Consider the following 24,214-nt stretch of genomic DNA (forward strand, 5'->3'; position numbering starts at 1 on the left):
CCGGTACCCAAAAAATGGAGGAGTGTTGAAATGCCCAGAATTGAATCAGTGTCGGTCTGCGCAGCCGGCGTCCCGCTCGATCGCGTCACATCGTTTGCCACCCGTACTGTGTCCACCCGCCACTATGGCCTCGTGAAGGTGCGTTCGAGCGACGGCGTCGAGGGCATTGGCTTTTGCTACGTGGGCAGTGCGGGCGGTGAGCTGCTGCGTATCGCGGTGGAGCAGTTGCTGGCACCGGTACTGATCGGTAAGGACTCTTATGCAGTGGAGGGCCTGTGGCAGGCGATGTACCAGGAAGCGCTGCTGCAGGGGCGCGCCGGGACGGTGATGCGTGCCATCAGTATTCTCGATACGGCGCTGTGGGATCTGAATGCGCGCACGCACGGCGTGCCGCTGCACAAGTACCTCGGCGCCAACGAACTCGAAACCGTGCCGGCCTACGCGAGCGGTGGCTATTATCTGGAGGGCAAGACGCCGGAAATGCTCGGTGAGGAGATGGCGAGCTACGTCGAACTGGGCTTCAAGGCCGTCAAGATGAAGGGCGGGCGTCTCTCGCCGCGTGAAGAGGAGGCGCGGGTGAGGGCGGCACGCGAGGCGGTTGGTCCGGACGTCGAACTGATGATCGACATCAACAATGGCTGGGCCGATGTCACGCAAGCGCTGCAGCACGTGCGCCGTATCGAGCAGTTCGATCCGTACTTTATTGAAGAGCCGTTTTCACCGGACGACATCGATAATCATGCGCGTCTCGCCAGGCTTACGCGTGTGCCGGTTGCCACTGGCGAGATCGGTTACGGCCGCTGGTACCACAAGGAACTGCTCGACAAGGGCGGTGCGGCGATCCTGCAGTCGGATGCGCTGGTGTGCGGCGGCATTACCGAGTGGCGTCGCATCGCGGCGACTGCGGCGAGCTATGGCGTCGTGATGTGCCCGCACTGGTTCCACGATGCGCATGCGCCGCTTGTGGCGGCCACTCCGAATGCCCGGTACGTGGAGTACTTCTGGGATGATCAGGTACTCAATTTCCGTCGCTTGATCGACCGGCAACTCGCGCACAAGAACGGCAGGATCATCTTGCATCAGACGCCGGGGCTTGGCTTCGACTTCGATGAACAGGCGGTGGCGAAGTATGGGACGTGGAGTGTGGTGAAGTAGGCGCCCGGTGCAGGCTGAACTGCGCTGGCAATTGCGTCGGCCCCCGCGGCCTGTCTAGCTGCCCTTTCCAGAGAGACGAAAAGAACGGCACAACAGATCTGTTGTGCCGTTCTTGTGTAACACAACACAAATGTTGTATTATTGCCGTAACTTGTAAACGAGAGGAGGTTTATGAGTTATAGCGAGTTCAGACGGTGGCTAAAAAAACTAGGTGCCGAATTCGAACCCGCCAAAGGTAGCCACTTCCGGGTAACGCTCAATGGCAAGACCACGATTTTTCCGGACCATGGCAAGAAGGAAATAGGAACTGGGTTAGTTGAGCAGATCAAGAAGCAACTTGGTATCAAGTGAGGTGACGGCCCCGGCGAAGGTTTTTTTCACAACTGTTCCGTGAGGTGGGCCAAAAGGTTGTTGTATGCATAGATGTGTGACTCACACTTCTATCAATGGGTGTGATAACCAGGAGAATCAAATCGCCATGCTGTCTTATCCTGTGAAACTGGAGCTGGATACGAACAACACGTACCTGGTGACCTTCCCGGATATCCCCGAAGCTGTATCGGTCGGAGACGATAAAGACGAGGCGCTGCTTAACGCGCTGGACGCACTGGAAAGCGCCATCGAGATTTACTTCGATGAGAAGCGGGAAATTCCTGCTCCCTCAAAGCCGAAGAAAGGACAAGCAGTTGTGACGTTGCCGGCACTCGTCGTCTCCAAGGTTTTGCTTGCCAACGAGATGATGCGCCAAGGGATCAGGAAATCAGAACTTGCACGTCGTCTGGACGTACACATGCCGCAGGTCGATCGGTTACTCGATCCGCGTCACTCGTCCAAACTCGACGCCATTGAAGCGGCGTTTAACAAGCTGGGCAAGCGACTGGAAGTGTCTATCGTCTGACGAGAGCGATACGAGATTCGTCCCCGGAGTGCGTTCGTGCCTCCGGGGACTTTGTATTTGCGGTCGAGTTGCCCCGGATTATCCCAGAGCCGTAACCCGCCGCGCCCGGCGCCGTAAATACAGATTGTTGAGAACCAGCGCGGCGCCGGTCATGCAGGCACCGGCAATCTGCACCGGCGTGGCGATCACGCCGGCCAACGCCGAGACGATAAACGTCGTGAGCGGCACGACGTCCATGAAAAGCACCCCGTTCAATGGCGTCAGGATCCGGTTGCCGAGATTCCAGCTGAGGATGCCGATAAAGCCCGCGCCAAGTCCCATATACAGCAGATGCGGTGTGATCGCGCCCACCGCCGCGAGCCGCGGCACCGCGATCGCGTGCGCTGCAAAGAGCGCGAGGTTGAGTGCGATGATCGTGGTGAGGCCAAGCCAGATCGTCAGCGTCGTGTATCTGAGCGGCGACCACTGCTTGAAAAACGTCGCACCGAACGTGTAGATCACCCAGCAGAGCGCGCCGGCCACGATAAGTGCATTGGCCGCGTAATGCTGTGGCTCGTGCAGCAGCCCGCCGATATCCCCCTTGGTCACCACCAGTGCCACACCGCAAAACGACAGCAGAATGAACAGAAAGGAATAGACCGGCGGCAACACACGCCGGACTACCGAATTGACGAGCAGCCCGAGCATGGGCTGGGTGGCCATCATGATCGACGCGGTGAGCGCGCCATCGCGTCCTGCCAGTTGCTGGCCGAGAAAGACGAATGCGCCAAAACCCGCGAAACCGATCGAACCAAGCAGCCACGCGAGCACGACCGGCTCGCCTTGCAGACGAAAAGCGGCGCTGCCTTCCTTGCGATGCAGCAGCATCAGAAACGCTGCTCCCGCAACCAGATAGCGCAGCGACGTGAAGGAGAACGGATCGATGCGAGTGAGCGCACTCGTCATCACCGGAAACATCAGTCCGAAGGACACCGTTGCGACGAGACAGCAAAACAGGCCTTTCGCATAGCTGCCATACGCGGCGACGAGTGGGCCTGGAGCGGCCGCAGCGCTGGATTCATGATTCACGGCGACGGACGGTTCGAGTGTTTTATTCATGAATGAATGGTCAAAAATAGATAAAGACGAGCCGCCGTGGCGTCTTCGCCGTGGAACTGTCCGTGTCCATACGTCTTATCTGAACGCTGTTATTTCGTGGTGTTTTACTTAGAAAACCCCGCAAGCGGCCACGTTCTGAACCGCATGCACCAATAAGCCCATCGGCCCAACATTGGTCCGAATATTATGACTGATCGTTCAATAATACAAGGCGAGTTTCGAAGCCATAGAGCAAATCACAGCCACCTCGATGCACACCGTTCGCAACCCCGCGCAGACCGCCCAGGTGGGAACATACCCGATGCTCGTCGTCACACGGACAGGCTATGCTGAGCACGTTTTTGCTCGCCCGTCAGGCCGGCAGAATCAGCCGTCGACACCCGTCAGCTTACATTCTCCTTCCTGACAGATTTGCCATTTTGGCGCCATGCAGACGTTGGTGCCAACCAACTAGCATAGGCTCAGATTTACCGTGGGACATGTGTGGCTTCGCCGGTCAGCGGGGGCGACCGGTTTGGCATTGCGTCCGCTAGCGTTGCGGCACGCGGCGTTCATCCGTTTATGATTCGCCCGGATGTCATGCGTGCACGTCACCGTTGATCCGGCGTGAACGTAACGCGTACGACGCGTACGTTCAGGTCACGGCGACTTCTCATCCTTTCCAGAATTCTTTCGGGCGCGTTTCAATGTGGATTGTCAACGTTGCGCTAAAGCGGCCATACACGTTCATCGTGATGGCTATTCTGATCCTGCTGGCGACGCCGTTCGTGCTGTTGACGACGCCAGTCGACGTGTTGCCGGAAATCAATATTCCGGTCGTCAGCATCATCTGGAGCTACACGGGTCTGTCGGCCGAAGACATGGCCAACCGGATCACCTCCGTCAATGAGCGGAGTCTGACGACGACGGTGAACGACATCGAGCACATCGAGTCGCAATCGCTCGCCGGCATCACGATCATCAAGCTGTTCCTGCAGCCGAACGCCAACATTCAAACCGCCATCGCCCAGACGGTCGCGGTCGAACAGGCGCAGTTGAAGCAGATGCCGCCGGGCGCCACGCCGCCGCTGGTGATCAGCTATTCGGCCTCGAGTATTCCGGTGATCCAGCTCGGCCTGTCGAGTCCGAAAGAGTCAGAGCAGGATCTCAACGACGTCGCGCTCAACTTCCTGCGTCCGCAACTCGTGACGATCCCAGGAGCTGCCGTGCCTTACCCCTACGGCGGTAAAACACGGCTCGTTTCAGTCGACCTGAACACGCGCGCCTTGCTCGCAAAAGGCATGACGCCTTCCGACGTGGTGAATGCCTTTAACGCGCAGAACCTGATTTTGCCAACCGGCACGGCCAAGATCGGGCCCAAGGAATACACCGTCAACATGAACGGGTCGCCCGCCACGATCGCGGGCCTCAACGACATGCCGGTGCGCACGCTCAATGGCGCGACCACCTATCTGCGAGAGGTCGCGCATGTGCGCGACGGCTACTCTCCTCAGACCAATATCGTGCGCCAGGATGGCCATCGCGGCGTGCTGATGTCGGTGCTCAAGACCGGCAGTGCCTCGACACTGGCGATCGTCGATTCGTTGAAGGCGCTGCTGCCCACCGCGCGCGCCGCCTTGCCGCCTGACCTCGACGTCAAGGCGCTGTTCGACCAGTCGGTGTTCGTGAAGGCGGCGGTGCAGGGCGTGATCCGCGAAGCGCTCGTTGCGGCCGCGCTGACCGCAGCGATGATTCTGCTGTTTCTCGGCAACTGGCGAAGTACCTGCATTATTGCGGTGTCGATTCCTCTGTCGATTCTCACCTCGCTGATCGTCCTGCATGCGTTAGGCCAGACGATCAACATCATGACGCTGGGCGGCCTTGCGCTGGCGGTCGGGATCCTGGTGGACGACGCCACGGTGACAATCGAGAACATCGAACGGCACCTGCATATGGGCACGGATCTGCACGAGGCGATTCTCGAAGGTGCCGGCGAAATCGCGGTGCCTGCGCTCGTCTCCACGCTGTGTATCTGTATCGTGTTCGTGCCGATGTTCTTCCTGACGGGCGTGGCGAAATACCTGTTCGTTCCGCTTGCCGAAGCCGTGGTGTTCGCGATGATCGCGTCGTACATCCTCTCGCGTACGCTGGTGCCGACGCTCGCCATGCTGCTGATGGGTCACGCGCACGCGCCGAAAGCGGGCAGCAAGCCAAATCTGTTCATGCGGCTTTACCATCGCTTCGACGCCGGCTTCGAGCGCATGCGTGCAGCTTATATCGTCATCCTGAGTACCGTGCTGGTACGTCGCGGCAGGTTCGGCACCATCTTCCTCGGTTTCTGCATAGTTTCGATGGGCCTGGTGTTCGTGCTCGGCGAAGATTTCTTCCCGGCGGTCGATGCCGGCGACATCCGTCTGCACATGCGCGCACCGACCGGCACGCGGATTGAAGAAACCGCGCGTCTTGCCGATGAAGTGGAAAAGGTTGTACGTGAAGTGGTGCCGCAGAAAGAACTGGTGACGATTCTCGACAACCTGGGGTTGCCGTATAGCGGTATCAACCTATCCTATAGCAATTCCGGCACGATCGGCACGCTCGACGGCGAGATTCAGGTGGCGCTTAACGAGGACCACAAGCCTACCCAGACCTATGTCGACAAGCTGCGCCAGATCCTGCCGCAGCGCTTTCCGGGCGTGGAATTTTTCTTCCAGCCGGCCGACATCGTGACGCAGATCCTGAACTTCGGGTTGCCTGCCGCCATCGACGTGCAGGTTGTCGGCAACGACCAGCAAGGCAACTTCGACGTGGCGCGTAAGCTCTACAAGCAGGTGAGGCTGATTCCCGGCACGGTGGACACGCACATCCAGCAACTGGTCGACGAGCCGGTGATCAATCTGGACATGGATCGCACCCGCTTGCAGCAGTTGAACCTCAACGCCAACAACGTGGCGCAGAACGTGCTCATCTCATTGTCGGGCAGCACGCAGACATCGCCGAGCTTCTGGTTCAACAACAAGAACGGCGTCGAGTACAGCGTGGCGATACAGACGCCGCAGTACGACATCTCGTCGATCGATCAGTTGTTGCGCACGCCGGTGTCGGCGACGGCCAACGGGCCGACGCAACTGCTCGGCAACCTGGTGCGGGTCGGGCCGCAAACGCAGTTCGCACTCGTGTCGCACTACAACATCCGGCCGGTGATCGACCTGTATGTGAGTGTCGAAAAACGCGACCTGGGCAGCGTCGCGGCGCAGGTGAACAAGCTGGTGGAGCAGGCCCGTGCGACGCTGCCGCGCGGCAGCCAGATCGTGGTGCGCGGCCAGGTGCAGACCATGCGCACGTCGTTCTTCGGTTTGGGCGTGGGCGTTGCGATGGCCATCGTGCTGGTGTATCTGCTGATCGTCGTGAACTTCCAGTCGTGGGTCGATCCGCTGATCATCATTAGCGCGTTGCCGGCGGCTTTGGCGGGGATCATGTGGATGCTGTTCCTCACCGGCACGCACCTGAGCGTGCCGGCGTTGACCGGCGCCATCATGACCATGGGCGTGGCGACCGCGAACAGTATTCTGATGGTGTCGTTCGCGCGGCAACGGTTGCACGCCGGCGCGCCGCCGCTGACCGCGGCGCTCGAGGCAGGCGCGAGCCGGATCCGTCCGGTGCTGATGACGGCCTTCGCCATGATTATCGGCATGATTCCGATGGCGCTGGGTCTCGGCGAAGGGGCAGAACAGAATGCGCCGCTTGGCCGTGCGGTGATCGGCGGCCTGCTGTTTGCAACGATTTCAACGCTCTTTTTTGTGCCGCTGGTTTTTGCGGCGATCCATACGCGCCTCGCTCGCCGTAACGGTGGCGCGCATGGCGAGCAGGGCCCCGACGACGGCGCTAGCGCCGGCGATGGCAAGCACGCGTAACGTTAAATGACGGCTGACTGAGATGACCGAAAAAACTCATGCTTCGCTAGCAATCCCCGCGCGGGACACTGAGGATGGGCACGCTTTGCCGCCCCGCCACCAGGAATGGAAACGCGCCAAGATCGCGATCTGGATCGTGCTCGTGCTGCTTGCGCTCGGTGCCTTGCGCACCGTGGTGGCGGACATTCTGCAAAACCGTTCGGTGGCCGAAACGACCCAGCAGAACGCGTTGCAATACGTGAACGTGGTGACGCCCAAACAGGCCGACGGCAGCGGTAATACGCTGCTGCCGGGTACGCTGCGCGGCTATGTCGAATCGCCGATCTTCGCGCGCGCCACCGGTTATCTGCTGCACTGGTACGTCGATATCGGCGCGCACGTGAAGGCGGGGCAGTTGCTGGCCGATCTCGACACGCCGGAAATCGACCAGGAACTGCAGCAGGCCAAGGCACAGCGCGATCAGATCAACTCGAGCCTTGGCCTCGCCAAGAGTTCATATGAGCGCTGGCAGCAGTTGCGCACGCGCGATGCGGTCTCGCAACAGGAACTGGACGAGCGGCAGAGCACTTATACGCAGGACGTGGCGAATCTCGCCGCGGCGGACGCCAACGTGCGGCGCCTGAACCAGCTCGAATCGTTCAAGCGGATCGTGGCGCCGTTCGACGGCGTGGTGACGCAGCGTAACGTGGATGTCGGCGACCTGATCGATGCCGGCAGCGGCACGAGCCGCGCATTGTTCGCGCTGGCACAGTCCGATCCGCTGCGCGTCTATGTGCAGATGCCGCAGGCTTACTCGCAGAACGTGAAAGTCGGTCAGGAGGTCGTGGTGACCCAGGCCGAATTGCCGGGTAAGCAGTTCCACGGCACCATCACGCACATCGCCGGTGCAATCGACGTGCCGACCCGTTCGTTGCAGATCGAAGTGCGTCTGCCGAATGCGGACGGCGCGCTGCGCCCGGGCGCCTATGTGCAGGTCGCAGTGCCGTCGACGACGCACGCCAATATCCTCGTGCCGGGCAATGCGTTGCTGTTCCGCGCACAAGGTACGCAGATGGCCGTCGTCGACAGTAACGGTATCGTGCATCTGCGCAAGGTCGTGATTGCGCAGGATCTCGGCAACACGCTCGAAGTCGAAAGCGGCATCGAGCCGACCGACAAGATCATCATCAACCCGAGCGATTCGATTGCCGATGGCGATCACGTGCAAGTCCAGCAGCCGTCGGCCACCAACAAGGGGGCGGCGTGATGCGCGGGTGCCCGATCGCCGTGCCGCCGCTGCGTATGATGGCTGCGGCTGTGGGGGCTGCACTGCTGGCAGCCTGCACAGTGGGCCCCGATTATCATCAGCCGCATGCCGATGCACCGCCTGAGTGGCGCACCGACTCGTACTGGCACGTGGCAGAGCCCTCGCACGCGCCGATGGATCTGACCTGGTGGATGAGCTTTAACGACGCTGCGCTCAATACGCTGGAAGGCCAGGCGCTCGACCAGAACCAGACACTCGCCGCTGCGGTCGCGCATTACGAGCAAGCCAAGGCGACGCTCGCCAACACCGCGGCGCAGGAGATACCCGAGGTCGATCTCGGCGGCCAGGCGGAGCGGTTGAAGATCTCGAAGAACCGTCCGGTTACTACCTATTCGACACCGAATCAGTCGACCGTGCAGAACGGCCTGATTGTCGGACCGCAAATCGACTACGACACGGACCTGTTCGGCCGGATCCGTCGCGAGGTGGAAGGGGCCAAGGCCTCCGCCGAGCAGTCAGCCGACGATCTCGCCAATGCGCGACTCGTGCTGACGACTGATCTCGCCAGCGACTACTACTCGTTGCGCGAACTCGACGCCGAGATCGACGTGTTGAACCGCTCCGTGGTCCTGCAGCAGAAAGCGCTCGACTACGTGACGTCGGAACACGATCTGGGCTCGGTGTCCGGGCTCGACGTGCTGCAGCAGAAGTCGGAGCTGGATTCAACCCAGGTGCAGGCGCAACTGCTGCTCGTGCAACGGGCACAGTTCGAGCATGCGATTGCCGCGCTGGTCGGCGTGCCGGCGCCGCAATTCTCGATCGAGCCCAAGGTGATCGAGACGAAGGTGCCCGAAATTCCGCTAGGTGTGCCAAGCGATGTGCTGCAACGGCGCCCGGACGTGGCCTCGGCGGAGCGTGCGATGGCCGCGGCGAATGCGCAGATCGGCGTCGCCAAGGCGGCGTTTTTCCCGACGCTGACGCTCACGCCGAGTATCGGCTGGCAGAGCACTAATTTCGCCGATCTGCTGAGCGCGCCCAGTCTGATGTGGACGCTCGGCGCGGCTGTTTCGCAGGTGGTGTTCGACGGCGGGCGCCGCTCGGCGAACGTCAAGTTCGCGAGCGAAGGCTATCAGCAGGCCGAGGCGAATTACCGTCAGACCGTGTTGACCGCGTTCCAGCAGGTGCAGGATGGGGTGACCGGCCTGTCGGTGCTGGATGGCGCGTCCAGACAGTCGCATCAGGCCGTGGTCGATGCGCAGAGCCTGCTGTCGCTCGCCAACGACCGCTATTCGGGCGGCCTCGTCGCCTATCTGGACGTCATCACCGCGCAGCAGTCGCTGCTGACGAGCGAGCGTCAGGATGTGCAGATTCACGGCCAGCAGATGACCATGTCGGTCTCGCTGGTAAAGGCATTGGGCGGCGGCTGGGATGTCAGCCAGCCAGTCACGGACAAGCAGGCAATGAACAACCATCCGAACTGACAATTGCCAGGTACGTACCCGGCATGGACCGGGCATGACCAGGAAAAAGGGGGGAGTGCCCGTCTCGCGCACGGGAAAACGGGGCGTTTCGTATAATGTAAGGAATTAGGGGGCGTGAATGAAACTGCTCATCGTCGAAGATGAACACAAGGTGGTGGACTACCTGCGCTCGGGTTTGACCGAGCAGGGCTGGGTGGTCGACATTGCGCTCGATGGCGAAGAGGGCATGCATCTGGCCACCGAGTTCGACTACGACGTGATCGTCCTCGATGTGATGCTGCCCAAGCGCGACGGCTTCAGCGTGCTCAAGGCGCTGCGCATGCGCAAGTCCACACCGGTCATCATGCTGACCGCACGCGATCATATCAACGACCGCGTGCGCGGTCTGCGCGAAGGAGCGGATGACTATCTGACCAAACCGTTTTCGTTTCTCGAACTGGTGGAGCGCCTGCATGCTCTCGCGCGCCGCACCCGTTCGCAGGAATCGACGCTGATTTCGGTCGGCGATCTGTTTGTCGATCTGATTGGCCGGCGCGCCACGCGCGACGGCGTGCGCCTCGACCTCACCGCCAAGGAATTCCAGCTGCTGAGCGTGCTGGCACGCCGCCAGGGGGATATCCTGTCGAAGACGGCGATTACCGAACTGGTCTGGGACGTCAACTTCGATAGTCATACGAACGTTGTCGAAACCGCCATCAAGCGCCTGCGCGCCAAACTGGACGGTCCATTTCGCACCAAGCTTCTGCATACGGTGCGCGGCATGGGTTATGTGCTCGAGGTACGGGAGGAGGCAGAATTGCTATGACCCGCTCAATTAACCGCTCGATTGCGCGCCGCCTTGCGATGATGTTTGCCCTCGTCGCATTGTCGGTGTTCACGCTGGTCGGCTCGGGCCTGTTTCTCGTGATGCGTTCGCAGCTGGATCACCATTTGCGCGAGTCGCTCGACGACCGCATGGAGATCGCGAAGATCATCGTGTACCACTCGGTTACGCTGGATAAATGGCGGATGGCGCGCGAGAAGCTGACCGACATGTCGCCGCGCGACGGTGCGACGATGTACTCGGTTTCCAGCGACGATCCGGATTTCCACTACGGTGCGCCGGTTCAGGGGCGCGTCACCGATAGCTGGGCAGGCGGTTATACGCGGGTCGAGCCCGTGGCGGGTGGGCCGGCCATGCTGACGCGCACGCTGGTGGTGCCGCCAGCGGGCGTGCGGCCAGCGGTGCAACTGCAGGTGGCGGCAAGTTGTCAGCCGAATGTGCGCACCATGCGGGCCTTCGGCGCCGCGCTCACCGCGCTGTCTACCCTGGGCAGTCTTGCGGTGCTGCTCCTCAGTTATTCGGTCACGCGTATCGGTCTTGCGCCGCTCAGGCGTCTGACCAAGGACGCCTCCGAGGTCAGTCCGAACAACCGTTCGCAGCGCCTGAATACGGCGGCGCTGCCGCACGAACTGAACGATCTGGCTCACTCCTTTAACGGCGCACTGGAGCGGCTCGACGGCGCTTACGGGCGGCTCGAGTCCTTCAATGCCGACGTGGCCCATGAACTGCGCACGCCGGTGACGATTCTGATCGGTCAAACCGAGGTTGCGTTGACACGCAACCGTTCCGTGGAAGATCTGCGTCACACGCTGCAGTCGAATCTGGAAGAGTTCGAACGCATGCGCGGGATCATCAACGACATGCTGTTCCTTGCGCGGGCCGATCAGGGCGAGCGCGCCACGGGGCTCGTCGAAGTGTCGCTCGCCGCGGAAGTGGCGCGCACGTTGGAGTTTCTCGAGATTCCGTTCGACGAGGCACAGGTGCGCGCCGTGTCGCGCGGCGATGCGTTTGCGCCGGTCAACCGTTCGCTGTTCGGCCGCGCCTGTACCAATCTGCTGATGAATGCGATCCAGCACTGCGCGCCCGGCGACACGGTCACGGTGACGATTTCGCGCCAGGACGGTCAGGTGCGCATCGCGGTGGCGAATCCAGGTCAGGCGATCGATCCGTCGAGACTCGATCATCTGTTCGACCGCTTCTACCGGGCGGAAGAGTCGCGCACCAATAGCCGCGAGAATCACGGCCTCGGTCTTGCGATTGTCAAGGCAATCGCCGAGATGCACCGCGGCAAGGTGTCGGTCGAGAGCGCGAACGGCGTCAACATGTTCGCGTTTTCGGTCGATGCGCCGTGGGTCGATGTACAGTCGGAGCAGGAAGTGCAAACGGTACGCGAACCCGTTATGACCGTCGAGCGCAACAACGTCGTGAGCGGTCACGGCGTGACGCCTGAGCCGGCCCCGGCTGGGCGTTGACAGGCGGCAGGTGGCTCGGATGAACAGGCCTGCGCGATAGCGTCAGGCCCTGAGTTGTCGGCCGCGCCAGCGTGCGCTATGGCTTTTCGATTCGCGGCAACGTCTTCACGGCAACCAGCGCCACCATGGCCATCACTGGAAACACCAGCGCGCTGGCTTCAGCGTGCGCGGCGCTCGCGTGCCGCCTTGGCCAGAGTGTCCAGTACGGGCTCGGTCTGCACCCAGCTCAGACACGCATCGGTGATCGACACGCCGCAGCGCAGCGGCACGCCCGGCTTCAGATCCTGGCGGCCTTCCTCCAGATTGCTCTCGATCATCACGCCGATGATGCGCTTTTCGCCTTGACTGAGTTGCTGCGCCAGGTCTTGCGCCACTTCGATCTGTCGCAGATGCGACTTGCCCGAATTGGCATGCGAGCAGTCGATCATGACCTGCTCGCGCAAGCCCGCCTTTCTGAGCGCCGCGCAACTCTCTTCCACTGAGGCGCTGTCGTAGTTCGGCCCTTTCTTGCCGCCACGCAGAATCACGTGCGCGTCGTCGTTGCCGCGCGTTTCGAAGATCGCCGCCATGCCCATTTTGGTCATGCCCATGAACGCGTGGCTGGCTCGCGCCGCCACGATCGCGTCGGCGGCGATCTGCACGCCGCCATCGGTGCCGTTCTTGAAGCCGATCGGGCAGCTCATGCCCGAAGCAAGCTGACGGTGGCTCGGGCTTTCGGTAGTGCGCGCGCCAATCGCGCCCCACGCCACGAGATCGGCGATGTATTGCGGGCTCAGCAGGTCGAGGAATTCGGTGGCGGTGGGCAAACCGAGTTCGCTGATTTCCAGCAGCAGTTGACGCGCCCGGCGCAGCCCCTCGTTGATGCGGAAACTGCCGTCGAGACGCGGGTCGTTGATATAGCCTTTCCAGCCCACCGTGGTGCGCGGTTTTTCGAAGTACACGCGCATCACGATCAGCAGGTCTTCGCTCAGCGCATCCGCGGCGTGCTTGAGGCGGCGCGCGTAGTCGAGCGCCTGGTCGTGGTCGTGGATCGAACACGGGCCGACCACTACCACCAGCCGGTCGTCGCGGCCGTGCAGGATGTCGGCAATGGCCACGCGGCTTTGCTCGACGAGCGTTTGCACGCCCAGCGGTACCGGCAGCTCGTCCTGCAGCAGTGCCGGTGAAATGAGCGGGCGTACCGCGCCGATCCGCACGTCGTCGATACGGGTCGTGTCCTGGGTCGGGTCGGCCACACCGACTTCGCGGTCATGTAAAGGATTGTCGATGCTGCTCAAAATGCTCTCCTGAAGGCACGGTCGTAGCCCTCGATTATCGCACTCGCCGCGCGTGCCGCGCTTGCTGGGCGGTTAGTGGCCGTCCCGCATGCTAAACGGAACAGGATCGATATGATCTTTTTTGAAAAAAGTACTATTGTGGCGGACAACTTCAAGAGCGCGACAGTGAGCCATGGCGGCAGGCTGTCGACCCGGGCATGCAGGGAGGCAGGCAGTGACGGATCTGATGAAAGCGTTGTTGGGCGGCGGCGGTCAATTGAGGCGGAAAATCGTCGGGCTATACGGCTTCCTGGTGGTGTTCAACATCGCCGCCTGGCTATGGGCGTTCATCGCGTTTCACCACTATCCGCTGCTGATGGGTACGAGCCTGCTGGCCTATTCGTTCGGCTTGCGGCATGCGGTGGATGCCGACCACATCGCCGCCATCGACAACGTGACGCGCAAGCTGATGCAGGCGGGCAAGCGGCCGGTCAGCACCGGGCTGATGTTTTCGCTCGGGCATTCGACGATCGTGGTGCTGGCCTCGGCCGGCATCGCCGCCACGGCCCTGGCGCTGCAAAGCCGGATGGATGGGCTGAAGGAAATCGGTGCGGTGATCGGCACGATCGTCTCCACACTGTTCCTGTTCGCGATTGCGTTGATGAACCTCGTGATCCTGCGCTCGGTGATCCGCGCGTTTCGCCGCGTGCGCAACGGGGAGCCCTACAACGACGAAGACTTCGATCTGCTGCTGAACAACCGCGGTTTTCTTGCACGCATTTTCCGCCCGCTGTTCCGTCTGATCACGAAAAGCTGGCATATGTACCTGCTGGGTTTTCTGTTCGGGCTTGGCTTCGATACTGCAACCGAGGTCGGTTTGCTGGGCATTTCCGCGGCGAGCGCGGCGCAAGGGCTGCCGATCTGGTCGATCCTGGTGTTTCCGGTGCTGTTCACTGCGGGCATGACGCTGATCGATTCCACCGACAGTATCCTGATGCTGGGCGCCTATGGCTGGGCCTTCGTCAAGCCGATCCGCAAGCTCTACTACAACATCACCATCACCACGATCTCGGTCGTCGTGGCGCTGCTGGTGGGTGGGATCGAAGGGCTTGGGTTGCTCGCCGACCAGCTGCATCTGTCGGGCGCGTTCTGGGGTTTCATCGGCAGCCTGAACGACAATTTCGGCCTGATTGGCTATGGGATCGTCGGCGTGTTTATCGTCAGCTGGCTGCTTTCGGCGGCTATCTACCGGTGGAAGCGGTTCGAAGAGGTGGACATTCAGGCTGAATCGCTTTGATGAGGCCGAAGCTGACACTGGCGCGACGAGGGCGCTTCGAGCCACGACTTGCCGCGTGCCGATCGCCAGCCTACTGTGTGCCATTGCGCAGAAAATCGTGCTGCGCAGTCGCTTCTATGCGATTGCGGCCAAGCTGCTTGGCCCGGTAGAGCGCCTGATCGGCGGCCTCGATGATTTCAGCGGTGCCGGCATGTGCCGATTCGAACACCGCAATGCCGACGCTGACGGTGACAAAGAGCCCCGTGGAGGTCTCGTTGCGGATCTTCAGTGCGCGGATTGCGTCCTGCATCGTTAGGGCTACCAGGCGTGCGCCGGCTTCATCGGTTGAGGGCAGAATGGCCGCAAACTCCTCGCCGCCGTAGCGCGCGAGCAGATCGCCGCTGCGCGGCAACGCCGACTGCAGCGCGAGCGCGACGGATACGAGACACCTGTCTCCCGCAGGATGACCATAGCGGTCGTTGAGCATCTTGAAGTAGTCGATATCGATCAGCAGCAGCGCGAGCGGATGCCGGTTGCGCACGGCGCGATTCCACTCGAGCGTCAGCGCGTCGTCGAAACGCCGGCGATTGGCGGTATTGGTCAGCGCATCGGTGAGCGCCATCTGTTCGAGCCGGTCGCGTGCCTCGTGCAGCTCGCGTTGCACGCGGATATACCGGGCCTGCAGCGTAGTCGAGCGCGTGGCATAGACCACGAGAGCCGTGAAAATCCCCACCGTTCCTGCATAAAAATGCTCGTGTATCAGTGAGATGCTGAGCGCGAGCAGGGCCACCGTATAGAAGATCGGGCTGACGTTCTCGATGAACAGCGCGAGTGCCTGCTTGTGCTTCACCTCCTCGAGCAGCGGGCGCGACGGCCGCGACGCCACCGCTGCCACGGCGAGGAACAGGAACGGCAGATCGACGAGGATGTCCATCGGCGCGTGCCCATCGGTCGAGGCGGCCCAGTTGTTATAGACGTAGGCCGCGACGGCGTAGATCCACAGGAAGCAGAACAGCAGCGCATAGAATCTGCGCTCCTGTCCACGCGGCTGGGCAAGCAGACGCAGGCTCGCGGCGATCGCGAGAATGACGTTCTCGGCGTTGTAGGTCAGAACCAGGGTTGTAGCCGAGACTGGCTCGAGCGGGGCGTCGGAAAACGGCACCACGGAGAAAATGCTCACGTACAGGAGAAAGCCGGTCAGCAGCGCCTGGGCCGCGTCCATCCAGATGAAGAAGGGGATGCGTTGCTTGTCCGATACCGACGAAACGGCGAGCAGAACCGGTACGCCATACAGGAAGAACGAGAAATCGGAGAACCACGCGGCGCTTTGCGGAATGTGCTGGAAAATATCTTCCCAGGCACTCAGGAAGATGCCGCACGTCCACAAAAACATCCCGGCGCTCAGCAGAATCCAGGGCGAACGCGACGCGGGAAGCTCGGTCGCGGCCCGCCAGCAGCAACTGGCGCAGGCAAGCGAGGGCGCCAGCACCATGAACGGGTAGGTGACGACCGTTGCCTGCGCACGAAACGCCAGTAGACATATGACGTGCAGGCACACGAGCGAAACGGCGATCAGCGCGAGGTATGTCAGCTTCGGCGGACGGCGCACGGTTTGACCCCGGAGTCAGTTTTCAGTCTGCGGCCGGCATGGCGAAAACCTTGTCCCCCACCATTGCCGACCGTTGCGGTGCATTTTTTAGATTATATGGACAATATCCCTGCGCGTAGCAGCCGGCAACCCGTAATGCGCGATTACGTTGCGGCGCCAGGGGTTTGTGAGGTGACGCTGTCGATTCTTCGATCTCCCGTTCGTCGTGAAGGTAGGGCGGTATCGACGGTCATGCGGCAAAGCCAGGCCGCGCATCAGACCGTTTTTTGCGCCCTTATTTCCTCGAAACCAGGCAGGAGGTAACGGATGATTTACACGGATGGATTTGCCCAAGGCCTGAAGCCGGCCCGGGTGCTGGCGCAGTCGCCGCGGCGATTCCCGGGCGAAGACGCGCGCTATCGCGAGGCCCGCAATGCGCTGCTGGCGGAAGAAATCGAACTGCGTCGCCATATCGAGCGGGTGGCCGCCCTGCGTCGCGCGCTGCCGACAGGCGGGAAGGTGCCACAGGAGTACCGCTTCGACGGCGAACACGGGCCGGCGACGCTCGCGGAGATGTTCGGTACCCACGATACCCTGATCGTCTACAACTGGATGTACGGTCCGAAGACTGCACGCTCATGTCCGATGTGCACGTCGTGTCTGAGCGCCCTCGACGGCCAGATGCCCGATATTCTGCAACGGGTGGCGTTCGCGGTGGTTGCGCGATCACCTATCGAGCGGTTGGTAGCGTTCAAAAACGAGCGGGGTTGGCGCCACCTGAGGCTGTATTCGTCGGGCGGCAACAGCTTCAATCGCGATTACGCCAATGAGGACCCGGACGGCGACGACACCCCGGCGTTCAACGTCTTCACGCGCACCGGTGGCGTGCTGCGGCATTTCTGGGGCGAGGAGATGGGACCGCAGACCGCCGATCCCGGTCAGGATCCGCGCGGCGCCCCCGATATCATGCCGCTTTGGACCTTGCTCGACATGACGCCGGCTGGCCGTGGCAAGGACTGGTATCCGAAGCTGGAGTACGACGCGCCGGCGGCGGTCGCCGGCCGCGCTGGATCGTGCTGTCATGACGACACGAACCCGGCCACCGATGGCGGCACCCATGCCGAGCCGACGTGACGGGCGTAAGATACGCGTTCGCATAACGCAGGAGCGGCCTGGCCGGCGCGCAAGGCCGGTGGCCGCTCCGCTTCTTTGGTATCCGCAACGGACGGCATCATGTTTCAGGTTTCTACCGCTTCAACCGAACTTTCCAGGGCTGCCCAGTATGAAGAGCTGATCGCCCAGGCGCGCTCGCTGCTCGCTGACGAGACCGATCGTATCGCCAACGCGGCGAATTTCTCGTCGCTCGTGTTCAACTCGCTCGAAGGCTTGAACTGGGCGGGATTTTATTTCTTCGACGGCGTCGAACTGGTGGTCGGGCCGTTTCAGGGCAAGCCGGCCTGTGTGCGTATCGCGCTCGGCAAGGGCGTGTGCGGGACTGCGGCGCAGACCCGTGCGACCCAGGTCGTGCGTGACGTTCATGAGTTTCCCGGGCATATCGCCTGCGATTCGGCATCGCAGTCGGAAATCGTCGTACCGCTGATTGCCGCCGACGGCTCGTTGATCGGCGTCTGGGACGTCGACAGTCCGCTGATTGCGCGCTTCGACGACGAGGACGCTAGGGGAATGGAGGCGTTGTGCCGGGTGTTCGTCGAACTCGCGTGGGGGCGTGCCGCGGCAAAGTAGCGATGCACGCAGGCATCGTGATCCAGCGGGACGCCAGACAGAAGGTTTTATCGACGTCGCGCATTTTGCGTGGATCCGCCACGACAGCTTTGCCGATCGCGAGAATCCTTTTCATTCGAGTGCAAGGCTCGAACCGGTGCGCTGCGCTTGCGGTTGAGTTGCGGCTGACCCTGCCAGCCGCAACAACCTCAGCTCAGGACTGCTGATAACAGATCACTGCGGTCTACTGCAGGGTCACTGCGCCTGAACCTTCTTGGGCTTGGGCGGTGTTTGCACCTTTGCGTACTGGAACTCAGGCGTTGCCTTCAGTGCGTCCTTGGTCGCGCCCGGCAGATACAGATTGCCGCCACGAATGTCGAGCGCGGCGATGGGCACCGCGACGTCATGCGTGGCGACGCCGAGGAATCCGCCTGCTGCGAGGATAGCCGCCGAAACGGAGCCGTCCGGTGCCACGATCAGGTCTTTGACTGAGCCGATTTTTTCGTTCTGGTCGTTATAGACCGATTTGCCCAGCACGCTCTTCTTCACGCTCCAGCCTTGCAGAAGCGCCTGCGATTGCTCGACCGTGACGCTCAGAGGCTGCGTGCCGGCGACCTGTGCGTGCGCGTCGATACATGCTGCGAGTGCCACTGCTACCAAAACTGCCTTGTGCAAAGCCATATCGTTCACTCCGTGGTTAGATTCGGTTTCGGGCACGTACTTCGTGCGCGCGGTTGCGACGCCGGCCAGGCTTCGCCGCAACCGCGGGTCGCGCGCTGCCGGCGTGGCAGGGCGCGCGGGGAACCATCATACCTTTCAACACGTACCACTGCACTTTAACTGTGCCCACCGGTGAGAAGCCCGTAGTCGCGCCAGCCTCGCGGTGCCAGGCCAACGGCAATCGCGAGCGCTACGTGGCATCTTCTTCTTCGCTGCCTGCCGAAGAGGGCGCTCGCGCGGAAATTCCGTCGTATGAATGGAAATAGCGGCTTGGCGTGGTGCCCATGGCGCGCTTGAACATCGCAATGAAAGCGCTCACGTTGTCGTAGCCGAGCTCGAGCGCCACGCTCGTGACTGGCGTCTGCGTGGCCAGCATTTCGAGTGCGCGCAAGAGGCGCGCTTGTTGCCGCCATTCGGCAAAGCTGAAGCCGGTCTCGTCGACAAAGCGGCGGCTCAAGGTACGCGGCGACATCGCCGCCCACGCGGCCCACTGTTCCAGCCGGCGGTTGTCCGCGAGGTCTTCGGTGAGCGCATGGGCGACGCGCTGCAAGCGGCTGTCGAGGGGCATCGGCAAGCCCAGACGCTCGCGCGGCAAGCTCTGGATTTCGTCGACGATCACGCCTGCCACGCGCAACTGCGCCGTATCGAGCACCGCCGCGCGCCAGCTCGCAGCACGCTTGACGGCTTCCCGCAGCAGCGCCGACATCCTGATCGTGCAGGGTTCGGCGGGCAGCTCCGCACACGCCGCTTCGTCGATATAGACGCTCCAGCCAGAATACGATCCGTGCGAGCGCAGCGAATGCGTCCGATGCGGTGGAATCCAGACCGCGTGCACGGCGGGCACGACCCACTGCTGGTTAGCGATCCCGACCGACAGCAAGCCGTGCAACGCGCCGAGCAACTGGCCGCGGGCGTGCTGATGCGTGGGCGTGATGCGTGTTTCAGCACCGCTGCGTTCGACAGCGATCAGGAAAGGCCCGCTGGCGGATTCCGCCTCGTGCACGGAAATCAAAGGATCTGACATGGCCGGAACGACGTATTGAATGGCCTTTATACCGGAGACGTGCTGGACTCGTCCATCTACAGTGGAATCTTTCCGGCGGCGTGGCTTGATGGGCGGATGCGTGGCCTACCTGCGGCCGGTTCAAATCACCAATGAAGGAAGCTAAAGATGAAAGCACAAGATCTGTTACCCGACCATCTGAATCAGGGGGATATCAATGGGGTTGTGGTGCGCAAGGGAACCGTGGGTGCGTTTCTCGCCAACGCGAGAATCTGGACGGACCGCCGTTCGTCTGCGCAGGGAAGGGCTGACGCAGAGCGCGATATCGTCGACGCCCTGCCGGCACTGCGGGCTTTAGGGATCTTCGAGGTGCTGGAGATCCGCGATGTAGCGCTGCGGTCGATGGTCGAGGCGAACTGAATAATCCGCGAGTCAGGGTGTCCCAGGCGATAATCGCCGGCTTACCCAACTGGCGATTGCCATCACCCTCATGACGCACCCTGCATTTTTCCCCTTCCAGGATCTGGCCAACACCTTGCTGCCGCAAACGGGCGACACGGGCGGCGACGGCTCGCATGACACCTCGCATTTGCAGCGTGTGTGGAAAAATGCGGCGGCGATTCAGGCGAAGGAAGGCGGCGATGCGCAAGTGCTGTTCGCCGCGACGCTGCTGCACGACTGTGTCCCGACCGAGAAAGACTCGCCGCTGCGCAGTCAGGCGTCGCGTCTTTCCGCCGACAAGGCCGCACATGTGCTGCTCGCGCTCGACTGGCCACCCGCCAAGGTTGAAGCCGTCGCGCACGCCGTCGCTGCACACAGTTTTTCAGCTGGCGTTGCGCCGCTGACGGTTGAGGCGAAGACGCTGCAAGACGCGGATCGTTTGGATGCAATCGGCATGCTCGGCGTGGCGCGGTGTTTTTATGTCGCCGGCCGCATGGGCAGCGCGCTGTATGACCCGGTCGATCCGCATGCATCGGAGCGGCCTCTGGATGACCGAAGATTCGCGCTCGATCATTTCCGCGCGAAGCTTCTTAAACTCGCTTCGGGTTTCCAGACTGAAACGGGCGCCTGTTTGGCACAGCTCCGCCATGAACGCCTGCAGCGCTTTCTCGACGAATTCGCGGACGAAATCTGAGCGTTAGTGTGGGTAACCGCAAAAGAGATCAGGTGTCCTGCTCATACTAGCGCTCCGGTTCTCGCAAGGAGAGCCGGAGCGGTCTGAAGAGCTACTACTAGTCGCGCTACGTCCTTAGAACTTGTACGTTGCGCCAATCTGCGCGAATACGCCAAGGTAGTTATAAATCGACGTGTCGTAACCGCTCTGGTCCAGCGTGCCGTTCGCAAAGATCGGATCGTACGGAGGCGTGCGGTTGAAGATGTTGTCGACACCGCCGTAGAGCGTCCAGTGCTTGAAGCCCGTGTACTGCACCATCAGGTTGAACTGGCTATACGAGCCAACCTTGCCCGGAGCGGGGGCCGGCAAGAGATTCTGCGCGTACGGGCCCGTAAACTCCCACGTCAACTGAGCGTCCCACTTCTGGTAATTCCAGTCGATCGAGGTGTTGCCCTTCCAGCGCGGGAAGCTGCCGCCGAACGGTTGCGTGATGGTGTAGTTGTTGCCTGCACCATTGATCGGCGCCTGACCTGGGGTGCCGAGCTTGAAGCTGTTCACGTAAGCCCAGTCAGCCGCGAGAGTGAAGGTACCGACCTTCGTCGGCAGCGCCTGACGCAGCGTGCCTTCAAAGCCGTTCGTGTCGAGGTAGCCCAGGTTCTGATAGGGGATGACTTCGTACAGGAGGTTGCCGTTGGCGTCGGTAACAACCTGCGAAGGCGCACCCTGGCCGATCACGTTGTCGACGCGAATCTTGTACCAGTCGAGGCCGACGTCGGTGGTCCGCGTTGGCGACAGTTCGAAGCCGATGTTGAAGTTCTTCGTATGCTCAGGCGCCAGATTCGGATTGCCCTCTGTAATCGAGGTGTAGTTCTGGCCGGTCGCCTGATTCACCTGAAGCCCCAGCGTTTGCGATGCGCTGTTTTCAACGAACGTCGGTGCACGGAAGCCGCGGCTGTACGACGTATACATCGTCAGTGCCTGCACCGGTTGATAACGCAAGGCAAAGCGTGGCGAGAACGCGCCGCCGACATCGCTGTAGTGGTCGTAACGTCCCGACTGGCTGAACGTCAGGTTCTTCACGATCGGAATGTCGATCTGGTAGTACACGGCCGCCACGTTACGCTGGCCATCCACCGTCTGGAGGTCCGGACTGGTGACGATGCCCTGCTCATACTCGTAACCCGGCGTGAGGGTTTCGCTCTGGTGCGTAAACTGCGCACCGAAACCCACACCCACGTCGCCCGCAGGCAAATGGAACAGGTTTGGCGTCGAAATCGTCGCGTCAACCGTATCGAGCTTCGAGATACCCAGATTGTTCGCGTTCTGGAACAGACCGTTCAGTCCGTTCGGCGTTGACGCGGGATTGCCGAAGTTGAACACGCCGTTCTGGTAGATGTTGGCCAGCGCGCTCGCGTTCAACTGGTTGCTATACGTGTTCGACACCGTGCTTTGCGAATGGCTGATCGACGTTGCCCAGTCCCAGTCACCGTACGGCAGGCTGAACGAACCCTTGATGCCTGTCGACGCGCGGTAATAGTTGGCATCCGTTGTTTCCGCTACAGCCCTCGGGAAAGCATACGTAAGCGGCGTGTCCACTCCAAACGGGTTATAGGGGTTGCTCGCCGGCACTGTGAAGTTGAATGGCGTGAGCAGCTTCGTCGCCGGATTCCAGATCAGCGTAGGGGCCTGCGGATTCCCGACAACCGGCACACCGTCATTCTGCGTGGTCTGGTTGTAGCTTTCCAGCAAGTCCGCGTACGCCGTCGTGGTGTCGTTGATCTTGAAGTCAGCGTGAATCTTGGCGTTGTAGCGCTCCATCATCGGCGCGATGGACGTGTCGTTCGCAGTGTTGAAACTGCAGACCGTACCTGCCGAGCCCGCGCTCAGCGAGTTGGTGGACGCCGGATGGGTTGTGCCGCCGCCGAGGCATCCGCCCACAGCCTGCGCGCTGCCATCGGCCATGTTCCAGTATGACGGCGCGAGCAACGAATAACCGCCCGGCTGACCGGTGAAGTCCTGGTTACGCGTCGAGTCGCGGTCGGCCAGCGTGGAACCGTTGTCCTTGTAAGCGCTCGCCGCTACGGTGACGTTGAAGCGGTCCGAATTCAGATCGCCAAAGCCAGCCAGCACGCCAAACTTGTACGTACCATTGCCCGCGCTGTTGCTCACCGAAGTGCCCAGGCTGCCGTCGAGTTGCAGGCCCTGAAAGTCGTGCTTCGTGATGATGTTGACCACGCCGGCGACGGCGTCCGAGCCGTATTGCGAAACGGCCCCGGTCTTCACGATTTCGATGCGGTCGATGTCGTTCAGCGGAAGCGAGTTCAGGTCGAAGAACGAGTCGACGCTGTTCGAAAAGAACGCAAACGGCGCGACACGCTGGCCGTCGAGCAGGACGAGGGTGTATTTTTCGCTGAGACCACGCAGGGCAATACCGGCGGCGCCCGCAGCGAAATTCGAGGTTTGGCCTTCGCTCCAGCTATCGGCCGAGTTCGCCGACGTCTGCCGCAGGAAGTCGGAAACGGTCGTTGCCCCGCTGTCCTGGATGTCTTTCTGGGTAACCGTCTGAACCTGGTTGAAACCGACCTTGTCCGAACTGCGGATCAGCGAACCGGTCACCTGGAAGGTTTGCAGCTGCTTCACCTGGCCGCTGCCCGTGCCGGTGGTGCCTGACGTGCCGCTGGGTGCCGGCGCTGGCGTTGGTGTCGTGCCCGGCGTTGCATCGTTTTGTGCTGTTGTTATAGGTGTTGCGGGTGTTGCCCCCGTCGCAGCCGGCTGGCTTTGCGCAAACGCCGGAACGGCGATCGCAGCTGAGAATGCCAGCTCAGCCCAGATTATTCTTCTGATGGCGATTGCTAATGCCCTTTGTTTCATCATTCCCCTCACACTTGTCAGTAAGGCCAGACGCTGTTGTGCGAAGAGAGGCCTTTTGGACCTCTCCACCCTCTGCACGGCAAAGATTCGCCGTATTCCGTCACAAGCCGCCCCACGTGTGTCATCACGCACCACGACTTGCCATGCACGAGGCACGGCCAAACCGGTGGGGGGCTACTTTGTATTTAGTAGCACTAATGTTCTATTGCCGGATTGCGCAGCGTTTTTGTCTTGCCAGGCGGGTGTCGGTCAGCTCCTGTGATTTCCTGCTGCTGACACTCTCATCTTTAAATCAAGCACACATTAACCTTATGCATTCCTTACTAAATGCTTTACATGATCGCTGGTTAATGCGTTTCACATCTCACTTGTCGAGAACTCAAAGCGGGCCTGTTGCTTGCATTCGCAAGATGTTGCCGAGGCCATTTTTACCGGTCGACGGGCTGTGTTGACACATGTCTTACGAACGGTTGCAAAACACTACCAAGACACAATCGCCTAGTCAAAATTAGTTTGATACAAATAAATCTTGTTGTTTTCTCGCCGATTTGTTTGCTGTGCCGGTCTGCACGCCCAGCCGGGGCGTCTAGAGTGCTTCGTC

At 61.3% G+C, this 24,214-nt stretch carries 19 protein-coding genes; 13 read left to right on the top strand and 6 right to left on the bottom strand.

What is annotated here, in order from left to right; translation table 11 throughout:
• The first annotated feature begins 30 nt into the window (after positions 1-30).
• The 3 genes from BUS06_RS30995 to BUS06_RS31005 all read left to right on the top strand — a co-directional run bounded on the left by BUS06_RS30995 (position 31) and on the right by BUS06_RS31005 (position 2,053).
• The gene (locus BUS06_RS30995; RefSeq protein WP_074268141.1) at positions 31-1,155 is read left to right on the top strand and encodes a mandelate racemase/muconate lactonizing enzyme family protein; all 1,125 of its coding nucleotides are present in this window, start codon (positions 31-33) and stop codon (positions 1,153-1,155) included.
• Between the two features lie 171 nt (positions 1,156-1,326).
• Positions 1,327-1,506 carry a type II toxin-antitoxin system HicA family toxin gene (locus BUS06_RS31000; RefSeq protein WP_074268142.1) on the top strand — a complete coding sequence of 60 codons (180 nt, stop codon included), beginning with the start codon at positions 1,327-1,329 and terminating at the stop codon, positions 1,504-1,506.
• Positions 1,507-1,633: 127 nt separating this feature from the next.
• Positions 1,634-2,053 (top strand): type II toxin-antitoxin system HicB family antitoxin, encoded by a 420-nt coding sequence (locus tag BUS06_RS31005; protein ID WP_074268143.1) that lies wholly within the window; start codon positions 1,634-1,636, stop codon positions 2,051-2,053.
• 78 nt (positions 2,054-2,131) lie between these two features.
• On the opposite strand, the gene BUS06_RS31010 is transcribed toward BUS06_RS31005, so the two are convergent.
• Positions 2,132-3,151: a DMT family transporter gene (locus BUS06_RS31010; protein ID WP_083611691.1), complete on the bottom strand. Its 1,020-nt coding sequence runs from the start codon at positions 3,149-3,151 to the stop codon at positions 2,132-2,134.
• Between the two features lie 686 nt (positions 3,152-3,837).
• On the opposite strand from BUS06_RS31010, the gene BUS06_RS31015 reads away from it, so the two are divergent.
• The 5 genes from BUS06_RS31015 to BUS06_RS31035 all read left to right on the top strand — a co-directional run bounded on the left by BUS06_RS31015 (position 3,838) and on the right by BUS06_RS31035 (position 12,063).
• Positions 3,838-7,041, top strand: coding sequence for an efflux RND transporter permease subunit (locus BUS06_RS31015; RefSeq protein ID WP_074268144.1), 3,204 nt, complete (start codon positions 3,838-3,840; stop codon positions 7,039-7,041).
• A 22-nt stretch (positions 7,042-7,063) separates the two neighbouring features.
• A complete protein-coding gene (locus BUS06_RS31020) occupies positions 7,064-8,287 on the top strand; it encodes an efflux RND transporter periplasmic adaptor subunit (protein WP_074268145.1) in 1,224 nt (407 codons plus the stop codon).
• Complete coding sequence (locus BUS06_RS31025; protein WP_074268146.1) at positions 8,287-9,768, top strand: efflux transporter outer membrane subunit; 1,482 nt, start codon at positions 8,287-8,289, stop codon at positions 9,766-9,768. The genes BUS06_RS31020 and BUS06_RS31025 overlap by 1 nt, the downstream gene beginning before the upstream one ends.
• Before the next feature lie 118 nt (positions 9,769-9,886).
• A complete protein-coding gene (locus BUS06_RS31030; RefSeq protein ID WP_074268147.1) occupies positions 9,887-10,573 on the top strand; it encodes a heavy metal response regulator transcription factor in 687 nt (228 codons plus the stop codon).
• A gap of 8 nt (positions 10,574-10,581) precedes the next feature.
• Positions 10,582-12,063, top strand: coding sequence for a heavy metal sensor histidine kinase (locus BUS06_RS31035; RefSeq protein WP_174567564.1), 1,482 nt, complete (start codon positions 10,582-10,584; stop codon positions 12,061-12,063).
• Between the two features lie 158 nt (positions 12,064-12,221).
• On the opposite strand, the gene BUS06_RS31040 is transcribed toward BUS06_RS31035, so the two are convergent.
• Positions 12,222-13,340 carry a 3-deoxy-7-phosphoheptulonate synthase gene (locus BUS06_RS31040; protein ID WP_074268148.1) on the bottom strand — a complete coding sequence of 373 codons (1,119 nt, stop codon included), beginning with the start codon at positions 13,338-13,340 and terminating at the stop codon, positions 12,222-12,224.
• 226 nt (positions 13,341-13,566) lie between these two features.
• Between BUS06_RS31040 and BUS06_RS31045 the strand changes: the two genes are divergently transcribed.
• Positions 13,567-14,616 carry a HoxN/HupN/NixA family nickel/cobalt transporter gene (locus BUS06_RS31045; protein WP_074269398.1) on the top strand — a complete coding sequence of 350 codons (1,050 nt, stop codon included), beginning with the start codon at positions 13,567-13,569 and terminating at the stop codon, positions 14,614-14,616.
• Between the two features lie 70 nt (positions 14,617-14,686).
• Here BUS06_RS31045 and BUS06_RS31050 read toward each other — a convergent pair whose 3' ends face one another.
• On the bottom strand, positions 14,687-16,204 hold the full coding sequence (locus tag BUS06_RS31050) for a GGDEF domain-containing protein (RefSeq protein ID WP_074268149.1): 1,518 nt from the start codon (positions 16,202-16,204) through the stop codon (positions 14,687-14,689).
• 306 nt (positions 16,205-16,510) lie between these two features.
• Here BUS06_RS31050 and BUS06_RS31055 point away from each other — a divergent pair, with 306 nt between their 5' ends.
• A complete protein-coding gene (locus BUS06_RS31055; RefSeq protein WP_083611693.1) occupies positions 16,511-17,317 on the top strand; it encodes a DUF899 family protein in 807 nt (268 codons plus the stop codon).
• A 99-nt stretch (positions 17,318-17,416) separates the two neighbouring features.
• On the top strand, positions 17,417-17,926 hold the full coding sequence (locus BUS06_RS31060; RefSeq protein WP_074268150.1) for a GAF domain-containing protein: 510 nt from the start codon (positions 17,417-17,419) through the stop codon (positions 17,924-17,926).
• 234 nt (positions 17,927-18,160) lie between these two features.
• Here the strand turns inward: BUS06_RS31060 and BUS06_RS31065 are convergent, their stop codons facing one another.
• Both BUS06_RS31065 and BUS06_RS31070 read right to left on the bottom strand, forming a co-directional pair.
• Positions 18,161-18,586, bottom strand: a complete 426-nt coding sequence (locus BUS06_RS31065; protein ID WP_074268151.1) for a PRC-barrel domain-containing protein — start codon at positions 18,584-18,586, stop codon at positions 18,161-18,163.
• A gap of 229 nt (positions 18,587-18,815) precedes the next feature.
• Positions 18,816-19,649, bottom strand: coding sequence for an AraC family transcriptional regulator (locus tag BUS06_RS31070; protein WP_074268152.1), 834 nt, complete (start codon positions 19,647-19,649; stop codon positions 18,816-18,818).
• 147 nt (positions 19,650-19,796) lie between these two features.
• On the opposite strand from BUS06_RS31070, the gene BUS06_RS31075 reads away from it, so the two are divergent.
• Together BUS06_RS31075 and BUS06_RS31080 are read left to right on the top strand one after the other, a co-directional pair.
• Positions 19,797-20,048, top strand: coding sequence for a hypothetical protein (locus BUS06_RS31075; RefSeq protein ID WP_074268153.1), 252 nt, complete (start codon positions 19,797-19,799; stop codon positions 20,046-20,048).
• A 70-nt stretch (positions 20,049-20,118) separates the two neighbouring features.
• On the top strand, positions 20,119-20,763 hold the full coding sequence (locus BUS06_RS31080) for an HD domain-containing protein (protein WP_074268154.1): 645 nt from the start codon (positions 20,119-20,121) through the stop codon (positions 20,761-20,763).
• 114 nt (positions 20,764-20,877) lie between these two features.
• On the opposite strand, the gene BUS06_RS31085 is transcribed toward BUS06_RS31080, so the two are convergent.
• Complete coding sequence (locus tag BUS06_RS31085; protein WP_074268155.1) at positions 20,878-23,613, bottom strand: TonB-dependent receptor; 2,736 nt, start codon at positions 23,611-23,613, stop codon at positions 20,878-20,880.
• Between the last annotated feature and the right edge of the window lie 601 nt (positions 23,614-24,214).

This window comes from Paraburkholderia phenazinium (assembly GCF_900141745.1).
In the GTDB taxonomy this organism is placed as follows: domain Bacteria; phylum Pseudomonadota; class Gammaproteobacteria; order Burkholderiales; family Burkholderiaceae; genus Paraburkholderia; species Paraburkholderia phenazinium_B.